Source organism: Flavobacterium bizetiae (assembly GCF_024271895.1).
Lineage (GTDB): Bacteria > Bacteroidota > Bacteroidia > Flavobacteriales > Flavobacteriaceae > Flavobacterium > Flavobacterium bizetiae.
Genome location: NZ_CP091861.1, coordinates 3,609,737 through 3,622,067, shown reverse-complemented (window position 1 = coordinate 3,622,067; position 12,331 = coordinate 3,609,737). Strand labels below are relative to the sequence as shown.

The window sequence follows — 12,331 nt, the reverse complement described above, 5'->3', positions numbered from 1 at the left end:
AAAAAAACCGCCTCTTTTGAGACGGTTTCAAAAACAAAAAATTAAAAAATATTAATATCCGGGATTCTGCCATTCTTTCTTTTGGGCATCCGATAAATTTGAACCATCATCATTCAATAATCCATCAATAAATGATTGCGGAATTGGACGAAGTTCGTGTTTGTTAACTGTAATATTTGGTGCCGCTTCTGCATTAAAAGCTTTAGCACGTTTGATTAACATTCCTGTACGGGAAAGTGTTTCCCAACGTTGCCATTCTCCTAACAATTCACGTGTATATTCGTTAAGAATAAAGTTTAATGCACGTTCGTAGTCGCTTCCGGCTCCAACTTTAGCAATAATTGCTTCATCTTCTGCCGGAAGGTTAGCAGGAAATGAGGTTAATCTTAAATCAGATGCTGCTGTTGTAACCGCAAGTGTTGGATTAGATAAATAATACGTGTTCATATCTAAATTTGATGCGGCAAAGTTTGTTGCAGCTGTTCCTGTATTCAGAGCATTTGCTTTAAATGCCTGAGAACCGTCGTTATAATACGATCTGTTTTCTCCGCTTTTCCATTGTGCTCTTGCTCTAATCACGTTGATATCCTGCATTGCATTACCGTATTGCTGTAAACGGGCATAACATTCTGCGCGTATCAAATAAGTTTCGCCTAAACGTGCCATAATTACATCACGGTGTGCATCTCCTCTTTCGGCAGTTCTTGAACCGTCTTCGGTTTTATTGATTCCGGCAAAGAAATTACAAATAGGCTGATTTTTGAATGTAGGTGCAACGTAAGTTCCGTTTTGGTACAACACTGAAGAATTAGGAACGTATTGCCCTTTTACAGCAGCTAAAGTTCCTGCCGTTGCTGTTTGTCTTTTTCCTGTTGCCCATTCTGCTAAACGGCCATTTACATCTGTCCATGTAGGCGCCTGAACGCTTGCTCCAAATTTAGCACTGTTATATGTATTGTCATCTTTAGTATTTAAAATCATTACAATACCCGGATCTCCAATTTTTACTCCTGCATTGGCCGTTACCACTGTATTGGCGCCGTAAACCGTTCTAAACGTTTTCCACATACGGGCATCGTTCACGTGATCGTAAACGGCATAAGCATATTCCGTTGGGCGACAACGCTGAAAATCCATACTTCCAATCCATACACCACGTTTTACCCATCCGCCTGAAAAACTAGAAAATTGTGGGGCAAAATAACTGTAGGTACGGTTTCCAAAACGACCTACTGTCGCTGCGTCTCCGTTGTGTCCGGCAGCCATTAAAATTTCGCTTAATTGTTCGTTCGGGCAGTCGATTCCTGTCCAGTTGGCATACAAATCACTATAATTGTTTGTTAATGGTCCGCGGGCAGAAATTGCATAACTACAAGCCTGAATTGCTTCGTCAAGATCTTTTGCTTTATAAGCTGAATTCCATTTATCGTTACGTTCTGAAGCACGGAACAATAATGCTTTTGCAAGAAAATGCGCTGCAGTAGCTTTTGTCCAGGTAATTCCTTTTCCATAAGTAAAAACTTCACCTGCAAAAAGATTATAAGAGTTACGTAAATCTGATATTACCTGCTCCCAGCATTGCTCTTCGGTAGCACGTGTAAAATTACGCACTACTCCTGTTGCAGGTACAGTTTGCAGTACAACACCACCATATTGAGCCGTAAGACGATAATAATTATAGCCGCGTAAAAAATAGGCGTGCGCCAGACAGCGATTACGAATAGCAATGTCATCAATTTTTGCTGCATTGGCAATAATGGTATTACAAGAAGCAATTCCGTAGTACATCTCGTCCCAAAGTGCTGCAGGATTGGTTGCATTTCCGTTTGCTGCTCCTGTAGCTGCCGTAGCACCAATTGGTCCAAAACGATTATCGTAAGTATTCCACATTTCGTTGGTCAGATCGTTTGCATTGGTAAACTCATCTGTACCGTACAATGTATTGGCATACGACCATTCAAACCCAAAATGCCATCTTATATTTCCGTAAAGCGATACTGTCAGGGCTTGAAGACCTTCTGATGTTTCGAAATAATCAGTTGAATATTGGCTATTCTGTTCTTCGTCAAGAAAGTCTTTCGAACAAGAGGAAATAGATAATCCTATCATTATCAAAAGTCCTATTCCTATATTTTTTATAGTATTCATTTTTTTACTTTTTTTGTTATACTTCGTTCGTTACAACACATTTATTTTTAAAATCCAACTTCAAGACCCATAACAAAACTTCGATTAGAATATGTTGAATTTGTATCTAAGTCATAAAAGTCTAGCGATTGGTAAATGTTACCTGGATTTACTGCCTGCACATAAAGTTTAAAGTTTGATAAACCAATACTTTTTGTAAAATCTCTGGAGAAATTATATCCTAATGAAATGTTACGAATTTTTACAAAAGAGGCTTTTGGAAAACCAAGAAGTCCCGAAAATTTATCTGCTGATCCTGATGATGCCTGACCCAGAATAGGTTTTTGATATTGAGCACCTGTGTTGTCTGGTCTCCAGTAATCAATTTCTCTTTGATTACTATGTGACGTTAGAGCTTCTTCTACTTTCTCAGTTAAATAACCCGCACGTCCGTAAATATTGATTCCTAACTCAATTCCTTTGTAGGTAAAGTTATTATTCCATCCCATTGTCCAGGTTGGATTACTGTTCCCTAATACTACACGGTCTGCAGCATCCATTTTGTAGTCACCATTTTGATCTTTCGGACGTACATTTCCGGGAGTAAAGTTGTAACTCGCGCCCCATTTTGCCATTTCAGCAAGATCTTCCGGCGTGTTTTGCCATAAGCCCAAATTATCGTAACCATAACGAACAGCGATTTGCTCACCAATAAACCATGTATTGTCCGGCATATCATTTTTACCATAGGCTAACTCTTCAATTTTATCTTTCTGCCAGGCCGCATTTAAATTTGTTTCCCAGGTAAATCCGCCACTTGTCTGAATCGGAATTAAATTAAGCGTTACCTCTACACCACGGTTACTTGTTTTTCCCACATTTGCAAAAGTCGAAGGAAACCCTGTTAGCGTAGGGATTTTAACCGACATTAATAAGTCGTTTGTATACGATTGATAAACATCTATAGCTCCACTAATTCTGTTTTTAAAGAAACTAAAATCGATACCAAGATTGTATTGCGTAGTTTTTTCCCATCCTAGTGCTTTATTAGCCAATGACAATTGAGTATCTGTATAATACGGTTCATTTGTAGTGTAACCAATCTGGTTGCTCATTCCATTGAAAGGAAGGTAAATAGAAGAGATAAGTCCTTTTGTTTTATAAGGGTCTACAGATGAGTTACCTGTTGTACCGAATCCTAAACGAAGTTTAAGATTTTCGATCCAGTTTACTCCTTTAAGGAATTCTTCATTATTAATTCTCCATGCTAAAGCAGCTGAAGGAAAGAAATCCCATTTATACCCTTCTGCCAATTGCGATGCACCATCCCAACGTCCTGACATCGTTAGCAAGTAACGGTTATCGAAACCATAGTTAGCACGGATCATATAAGAACTTAACTGACGTTCTGTAAGACCTGAACTCATACGGCCATTATTAGCCGGATTGGTAAGATCGACTGTTCCCATGGCATTCCATAAAAAAGATTTGTTTGGGATATTATTGGCGTTCATAGAAGAATTTTCAACATTCCACGATGAAGCTGTCTGAAGCAGGGTTGCTCCTATTTTATGTTTAGTAGCAAAAGTACGATCATAGGTAATCATATTGTCTAAAGTCCATGAAAGGTCTCTACGGTTTTGCAAACGCGCATAATTTACACCGGCACTTCCGTCTGCATTAATTTTAAGTGAAGAAGTTCCATCAACATAAACACCTTCTCTCCAATGACGAAAATCCGGTCCAAAATTTATTTTATAGCTTAATCCTTCCAAAGGAGAAGCGAATTTACCTAAATCAATTGTGGCTGAAAAATTTCCTAAAAGACGCATTGTCTGTGATCTTTGCGTGCTTTTATCCCATTCGTCCATCACGGTATATATCGCTGACTCACCTCCCGGGTTAATAATCAATTTACCATTTGCATCATAAGGAACTGCAATGTTATAAATACTTTTAGCGGCTCCTAAGATGGCATTAGGCGCTGTTCCGCTTCTTGCCTGCAAAGTCGACATACCAAAATCCTGCTCACTCCATGAAGCATTTAACGATGCATTGAATTTAAGCCATTCTACAGGATTGATGTTTGTACTCAATTTCGCCGTATAACGTTTGTACCATTGTCCTTTTTGAGTCCCTTCCTGATCAAGATATCCAAGTGATCCGTAAGCATTTACTTTTTCAGATCCGCCACTGGCACTTAAAACGTGTTCTTTACTTATTCCTGCTTGTGTTACAAGATCAACCCAGTCTGTATTAGTTACTTTTGAAGCATCCCAGGTACCACTCTGCCATCCCTTCAATACATTATCTCTAGATGTCTGGCCATCTAATGCGCTATCAAAAATCAATTTGTCATTTGCAAAAGTCGGAGAATCCGGATGCGCATAAGTTGTAGAATTAAGATTGTATGCTGCCCAACGTCTGAACTGGATAAAATCAGCCGCATTCATTGAGGGAGCACGATCTACAATTTGAGAAGCTGTTAAGGTTCCTGCATAGTTCAAACTAAAAACTCCGGATTTTCCTTGTTTGGTTGTAACAATGATAACTCCGTTTGCTCCACGAGAACCATAAATAGCGGTTGCAGATGCATCCTTTAGCACATCAATAGACGCAATATCTCTTGGATTCAGCGTTTCAATTGATGAATCAGACAACAAAGGCACTCCATCAACAACATATAACGGATTGTTACTTGCTGTTAACGAACGTGTCCCACGAATACGTACTGTACCAATAGATCCCGGACGCTCGTTGCTGGTAATATCAACTCCGGCAGCTTTTCCTTGCAATGCCTCAAGTGCATTAGCAACAGGCCTGTTCATTAATTGCTCTGCACTTACACTTGCCACGGCTCCTGTTACATCAGATTTCTTCTGCGTACCGTAACCTACTACCACTACTTCATTAAGTTGTGCTATATCATCTGCAAGTTTTACATTGATTACTGAATTTGTGCCAACTGCTATTTCCTGAGTTTTAGAACCTGTTGAAGAAAAAATCAACACCTGGCCCTGAGTTGCATTTACAGAGAACTTGCCATCAAAATCAGTTGTAGTTCCTGTTTTGGTTCCTTTAACAAGTACATTTGCACCCGGTATTGGTAAACCAGACATATCTGTAATGGTTCCTTTTACCACTTTGTTTTGCGAGTAAGCTGTAGCATGCAATAAAGCAAACAGAGCAAAAATCAGCAAAAAATTAAGCTTGTTTTTCATAAAAGTTAAAATTTGGTTAATTATTTAGTTAATCCAAATTTATCGAGAACACGATTGCTCTGTATCCTGTAGTATCCTGTTAGCTTTCAATATCTTATAAAATTTTTCAAATTGAACTCAATATAAAAATGCTCCAATCACCTGATTTACAACCAATATTTAAAAGGGAATGCACTGAAATATCAGATCAAAAAAAATATTTATTTATTTTTTTACTATTCTTATTTATTTATACAAAAAATTAAGAATTGAAAAACAAAGACTACAATTCACTGCATATTTAATTCTGCAAAACAGGATGCTACAGGATGGCAATTTGGCTTTTTGATGGTACTTTTACTAGAAATAAAAAATGCTGTTTTAAACCGTGGGATTTGATTCAGAATTATATCATTCAATCCAAAGAAGTTAGATTTATATTCATGAGAAAACAAAATACTTTGAGACCATCAAAAGCCTTATTCTTTTTTATATCCTTTTGGATGAGCATTGCAACATTCGCACAAAAAAAAGAAATTCCGCTGTGGGATAAAATTCCTGATCAGCTTCAATCTGCTGGTTATTCTGAGGTAACAGACAGAAAAGGTGATATTTCAGAAGGTGTCCGAATGGTTACTTTACCCACTCTTACGGCTTATTTTGCATCGCCAGAAAAATCGAACGGAACTTCTGTTATCATTTGTCCCGGCGGTGGTTATGGAATGCTGGCGATTAATAAAGAAGGTTATAAAGTGGCGGAATGGTTTAATAGTTTGGGAGTTACTGCTTTTGTTTTAAAATACAGATTGCCAAGTGATCTGATTATGAAAAATAAAACGGTCGGACCTTTGCAGGATGCTCAGGAAGCAGTACGATTGGTACGTCGCAATGCAGTACAATGGAAACTGAATCCTAATAAAATAGGCATTATGGGTTTTTCTGCCGGAGGTCATTTGGCAGCGACATTAAGTACGCATTATAATGATAAAGTCTATACGCCAACTGATACTACTAGTGCAAAACCTAATTTTTCTATTTTAATTTATCCGGTTATTTCTATGCAAAACGGCATCACGCATGAAGGATCAAGAGATAATTTATTAGGTAAAAATGCCAACAGCGAATCCATTGACAAATATTCGAATGAAAAACAAATAAATGCTGCAACACCTAAAGCTTTTCTGGTTCATGCTACTGATGATAAAGCTGTTCCTGTTGAGAATAGCATTAATTACTATCTGGCATTAAAGAAGGAAAAAGTATCTGCAGAGATGCATTTGTATGAAAATGGCGGTCACGGTTTTGGTTTAGGTGTAAAAGGAACAAACGCGTCATGGCCAAAAGCTTGTGAAAAATGGCTTAATGCAAATAATTACACTTTAAAATCAGATGGGTATGTGTTTACTTATTTTAAAGGAAATGGCGAAGACGGCCTGCATATGGCGTACAGCGAAGATGGTTATCAATGGTATGCTTTAAAAAATGATACTTCATTTTTAACGCCTGAAGTTGGTAAAGATAAATTGATGAGAGATCCCTGCGTTATAAAAGGCGGCGACGGCTTGTATCATATGGTCTGGACGGTAAGCTGGACAGATAAGGGAATTGGATATGCTTCATCAAAGGATTTAATTCATTGGTCGAAACAAGAATTTATTCCGGTTATGGCACATGAAGAAAAAGCACGAAATACATGGGCTCCCGAAATTACTTTCGACGAAAAAAATAAAACCTATATGATTTATTGGGCTTCGACAATTGACGAGAAGTTTCCTGAAACCAAATCTGAGGAAGAAAAAGGATACAATCACCGAATTTACTATACGACAACAAAGGATTTTAAAAAGTTCGAAAAAACTAAATTATTGTATGAACCGGGTTTTAATGTTATCGATGCTTCTATTGTAAAACAATGTAATGGATATGTGATGTATCTTAAAGATGAAACGCGTAATCCTGTGCAGAAAAATCTAAAAACTGCTTTCAGCAAAAATCTGACTGGGCCTTACGGCAAAGCAAGCGAACCGATTACAGGAAATTATTGGGCCGAAGGACCAACTGCAATTCAAATAGACAATCAATGGGTGGTGTATTTTGATAAATATACCTTGAAAAAATACGGTGCTGTAAAAGAAACTTCAAAAGGCTGGCAGGATATTTCAGATCAGGTTAGTTTTCCTTCGGGAACGCGCCATGGTACGGTGATAAAGGTTTCTGCTGAAGAAATTATGAGTTTAAAGAAAGAGTAAATTCCTCTTTATATAAAAAAAATATACATCTGACATAATTAGTATATGCCAGATGTATTTACAAATCAACCTCCAATTAAATTCTTATTTTACGGTATACGACATGCGATTTGCTTCGCAAACTCTGAAGTAACCTAATGCAAAATTGTTCACATCAGTTGTATTGATAATATTTCCTCTTATATTGCCCGGTACCGCACCAAAAGGATTTGAATTTGTTACTTCTAAAATTAAATTCATATAATTATAAAAATTCTTAGAAATACCGCGATGTGTGATATCAAGCACTTTTCCCGGTTTTAAATCCTCATCTGTAAATTTTTCATTTATTTCGTTTCCATTTACAAACTCATCACTTGTAGAGGTGTATTCCGGATAAGGCAAAATATCTGTTTTATAATCTGTTAAATAATAATTGACCTGATCGGCTGGATCTTTATAATAAAATGTTACTACAATAAAATCTTCCTTTCCTGTGGGATTGGCCATAAATTCCTGATCTATTCTTTCAACTTTCGGTACAGGAATTAATTTCTCTGTAGCCGTTAAAGTTTGTCCATCAACTTGCATAAATAATTTGTACTCCATATCAATTTCAGGCACAAAATTAGTACACTTATATAAACCCGGTGCAGATTCATTAAATGTAAAAATATCTCCTTTACTATTTTCAACTCTTACCTGAGCTCCTGAAACCTTTGGTGTAGTCGGACTGTAATAAGGCGCCATTCGGGTAATTTTTATGGTCTGTTCGTTTCCACTAGTTCCTTTTTCCCAAATGATCTCGGCGTCGATCACAATTTTTGGATCTCCGTTTTCTAGATCAAGTTCAACCACTTTGTCGCAAGACAAAAAAAGTAAAACAAAAAGAAGACTAAATAAAGTAAATGCTTTACTTTTTAAATTGTATTTTTTTAAACTCAGCATACTAATTAAAATTTAAAATTATAAGAAACTCCAGGTACTAAACCGTAAATAGATAATTGTTTAGACTCGTTTGCTCCTGTATTATCATTTTGTGAGAACGTGATCGATGCAGCATTTTGTCTATTATAAAGATTATAAATACTAAATACCCAATAGCTTTGCCATCCATTCTTTTTGTCCGGTTTAGGTGTGTACGTTGCACCAATATCCAGGTGATGATATGCAGGAAGTCTGTCTGAATTTCTCAAGGTATAGTTGGGTACATTTCTTCCTCCAAATTCATAATAACCGTTTGGATACGTTACCGGCTGACCTGATTGTAAACTAAAATTAGCATTAAAAGACCATTTAGGATTGAATTCGTAATTTGCAGTAACATTTAAGTTGTGCAGTTTATCATATCCTGATAAATACCAATCGCCATTGGCAATCCCTGGTTCATTTGGCGTTCTTCCCGGTGTTTTTTGTTCTGCTTTAGATAAGGTATAAGCTACCCATCCTGTAAAACGACCTGTATTTTTTCTGAATAATAACTCCATACCGTAAGATCTGGCTTGTCCGTTCAGGATATCCTGTTCGATATTATTGTTACCCAATAAATTTGCACCATCGATATAATCAATACGGTTTTTGATTTTTTTATAAAATAATTCTCCTTCAAAAGAGTATTCGCGTTCTTTAAAATTCTTGAAATATCCTACCGCGTACTGATCCAACATTTGCGGTTTTGTAAAAGGTCCGCTTGGTGTCCAGATCGTCATAGGCAATGGCGCACGTGTATTCGACAACATATGAATATATTGTGCCATTCTGTTATAACTTGCTTTTACAGAAGTTTCATCGGTAAAAGCGTAGGACAATGCTAGTCTTGGCTCAAAATTAGTAAAAGTGCTGATGGTTTTTCCTTTTCCGTAATACGTACTTCCAATTGGCGTTGCTTCTTCATAAATGTGATACAACGGATTATAAACCACCGCTTCATCATTTGCGTAAGTGCTAATAGTTTCACCGCCTAAACGATTGAACATACTATAACGAAGTCCGTAACGAAGATTCAGTTTATCTGTAATTTGATTCTCAATATCCAAATAGGCAGAAGTTTCTAAAGCATATTTTTTATCTAATTGATTATAATTGTACTGTGAATCGATACCATAAGGTTTTACAGTTCCCGGATTAAAATCATAAAATAAACCGTCTATACCATAGTTCAGTTTAAAATTGTCTGATATCGTATGGTTCCAGTTGTATTTAAGACCGTAGTTGGTAATTTTACTGTTCCATTCGAATTTTTGAAATGGTATTTGCAGATTGAATTTATAATCACTGTAAAAAACAGAAAGATTGGTGTTTAAATTGTCTGAAAATTTATGTTTCCAGCTAAACGTTCCCATCGTATTTCCGTATGTACTGGCAAAGAAATTATTAATATCGAACAAATCATTTCCTAAATATCCTGAAAACGAAATGGTATTATTGGCTCCCAAACGGTAATTAAGCTTGGCGTTGATATCATAAAACATTACAGAACTCTTAATATCGGTAAGTTTTAAAAACAAATGCGCATACGAAGCACGACCTGCAATAATAAACGAACCCACATCCTTTTTTAAAGGACCTTGTACTAAAAGTCGGCTTGAAATAAGACCAATACCTCCGTTTACTTTATAATCATTAAGATCTCCGGTTTGCTGACTTACATCAAGAACTGAAGAAACGCGTCCTCCAAATTTAGACGGAATTCCTCCTTTGTATAAATCTAATCCGCTTACGATATCGGCATTAAAAATAGAAAAGAAACCAAACATATGCGAGTCGCCATATACAGGAGCACCATCTAAAAGAATTAAATTCTGATCAGCGGCACCTCCACGTACATTAAATCCTGATGAAGCTTCGCCGGCATTTGTAACTCCCGGCAAAGTCAGTAATGATTTTAAAGGATCGGCCTCCCCCATAGCAGTTGGCAGTCTTTTAATCTCGGCCATCGAAAGCTTATTCACACTCATTTGAGTATTCTTTACGTCAACTGCCTTGCTGGTCGTAATCACAACCTGCTCTAACTCCTGACTGTCAGATTCCATATTGAATTTCATTTTTTCATCATCAGAAATCGTAATACGCTTTTCTTTGTTTTTTAAACCAAGATAACTGATCTGAACCGTATAACTACCGTTGTCTAGTTCTATCGAAAAATAACCATTAGCATCGGTCGTAGCTCCGGCAGCTGTTTCTTTAATATAAACATTAGCGCCAATAACCGGCTCTCTGTTATCATCGAGAACCTGACCTGTTAGCTTGTTTTTTTTTTTAGCTGATGTTCCTTTTGTAGCTTTTTGTTTTACAAAGATATTATTGCCTACAATCGAGAACTGAACCGATGCGCTTTTATTGATTTCGCTGATTAATTCTTTTATATCAGTATTATTAAATGTTCGTTTTTGGGTAAAATACTTTTGACTCGTATTAATCTGATCTGTAAAGGCAAATTTAAAGTCGGTTTGATTTTCTATCTGCTTAAAAAATTCTTTTAATGTTACAGTCTGGTCTACCGTTACGGTTACGTTTTGGGAAAACATACACCAACTGAATAAAAAAAAGCATGCTGAAATTATATGCTTCATGAAATTTTGTATTTTTGAATATTATTAAATAGGATCGTTTTATACTGTCCTGACACTGAGGAGGATGTTTAGTTTCGCGGCTAGGGCATCCTTTTCTTTTCTATTGAAAAGTAATCTGTTTTAAATTTTCATTTACTTCAAAGTTTAGGTTATACATTTCTGATATTAATTCGAGAATCGTTTTTAGCTCTTCTTTTTTATTGATTCTCACTGTTATTTTCTGATTTTTATATTCTTCCGGAAGCATTACTTTATAGCCATAATTCGACTCTATATAAGTGCTTACGTTGCTTAGTTTTTCGTCATCAAAATCAACAAATCTGTTAAACTCGGCTACTACGGCAGTTTCGTTTCCGTAGGTAAATTTTTCTCCCGGTTTTAATATCCATTTTTTTGACTGGTCTTTTACGCTCATCTCGACACTTCCTTCAAAAAGAGCTACCTCTACTCCTTTTTTCTCGTATCCTGTAACGGTAAAAGAGGTTCCTAAAACTGTAGTGGTCGTTTCGTTACAAATTACCTGAAAAGGATGTTGCTTATCTTTTTTAACTTTAAAATAAGCTTCTCCGGAAACTTCTACTTTTCTGTTCACGGCAAAATTATCGGCGTATACAATTTTAGAATTCGGACTCAACTCTACTTTCGAACTATCGGGCAAAACAATACTTTTGATGATAGAACTCGTATTTTCTATCGTATTTCCGGCAATACTTATAGTACTATTATTTAATAAAGAAGAATTATTAAAATAAAGTCCGCTGCCAATCAAAACAAAAAGCAGAATGGCCGCTGCTGCTGCATAATGACGCCACCACTTATTTTTTTGCTTTTTTGGAGCAAATGCCTTTTCCTGAAATTGCTGCCAGGAAAGTTCTTTTTCGGTATCAGAATGCGAAATGGGGGTTTCGTCCCAGATTTTTTTTAATTCTTCTTCTAGTTTCTTTTCATCCATTGCTTTGGGGCGTTATATTTTTTGACAATAAAATCCTTGTTTATTAAAAACACCGTAAACCATTTCTTTTATGTCTCTGTTGGTTTCGATTCTTAGAATATGATTGTTATTTTCTAAATCGAAATTCATGATACAATCAGAAATAATAAACTGCAGAAGCACTACAATAAAGCTTGCATCTTCTTTGCTTGTAACATCTGTTTTATAAGATTCGATATGCATTTTATGTTCTTGTTTATTAGTATAACAAAC

At 36.3% G+C, this 12,331-nt stretch carries 7 protein-coding genes; 1 reads left to right on the top strand and 6 read right to left on the bottom strand.

The window, feature by feature from the left end; all coding sequences use genetic code 11:
• Positions 1-51 precede the first annotated feature (51 nt).
• Positions 52-2,148 carry a RagB/SusD family nutrient uptake outer membrane protein gene (locus L0669_RS15495; protein ID WP_263758657.1) on the bottom strand — a complete coding sequence of 699 codons (2,097 nt, stop codon included), beginning with the start codon at positions 2,146-2,148 and terminating at the stop codon, positions 52-54.
• A gap of 47 nt (positions 2,149-2,195) precedes the next feature.
• Positions 2,196-5,348: a SusC/RagA family TonB-linked outer membrane protein gene (locus tag L0669_RS15490; protein ID WP_263758656.1), complete on the bottom strand. Its 3,153-nt coding sequence runs from the start codon at positions 5,346-5,348 to the stop codon at positions 2,196-2,198.
• Between the two features lie 308 nt (positions 5,349-5,656).
• On the opposite strand from L0669_RS15490, the gene L0669_RS15485 reads away from it, so the two are divergent.
• Positions 5,657-7,576 carry an alpha/beta hydrolase fold domain-containing protein gene (locus L0669_RS15485; RefSeq protein ID WP_263758655.1) on the top strand — a complete coding sequence of 640 codons (1,920 nt, stop codon included), beginning with the start codon at positions 5,657-5,659 and terminating at the stop codon, positions 7,574-7,576.
• A gap of 84 nt (positions 7,577-7,660) precedes the next feature.
• Here L0669_RS15485 and L0669_RS15480 read toward each other — a convergent pair whose 3' ends face one another.
• The 4 genes from L0669_RS15480 to L0669_RS15465 form a co-directional block, all read right to left on the bottom strand.
• Positions 7,661-8,503, bottom strand: coding sequence for a DUF4249 domain-containing protein (locus L0669_RS15480; RefSeq protein WP_263758654.1), 843 nt, complete (start codon positions 8,501-8,503; stop codon positions 7,661-7,663).
• 5 nt (positions 8,504-8,508) lie between these two features.
• Positions 8,509-11,127, bottom strand: a complete 2,619-nt coding sequence (locus L0669_RS15475; protein WP_263758653.1) for a TonB-dependent receptor — start codon at positions 11,125-11,127, stop codon at positions 8,509-8,511.
• Between the two features lie 100 nt (positions 11,128-11,227).
• Positions 11,228-12,079: a FecR family protein gene (locus L0669_RS15470; RefSeq protein WP_263758652.1), complete on the bottom strand. Its 852-nt coding sequence runs from the start codon at positions 12,077-12,079 to the stop codon at positions 11,228-11,230.
• A gap of 12 nt (positions 12,080-12,091) precedes the next feature.
• Positions 12,092-12,301: a hypothetical protein gene (locus tag L0669_RS15465; RefSeq protein WP_173969113.1), complete on the bottom strand. Its 210-nt coding sequence runs from the start codon at positions 12,299-12,301 to the stop codon at positions 12,092-12,094.
• Positions 12,302-12,331 lie beyond the last annotated feature (30 nt).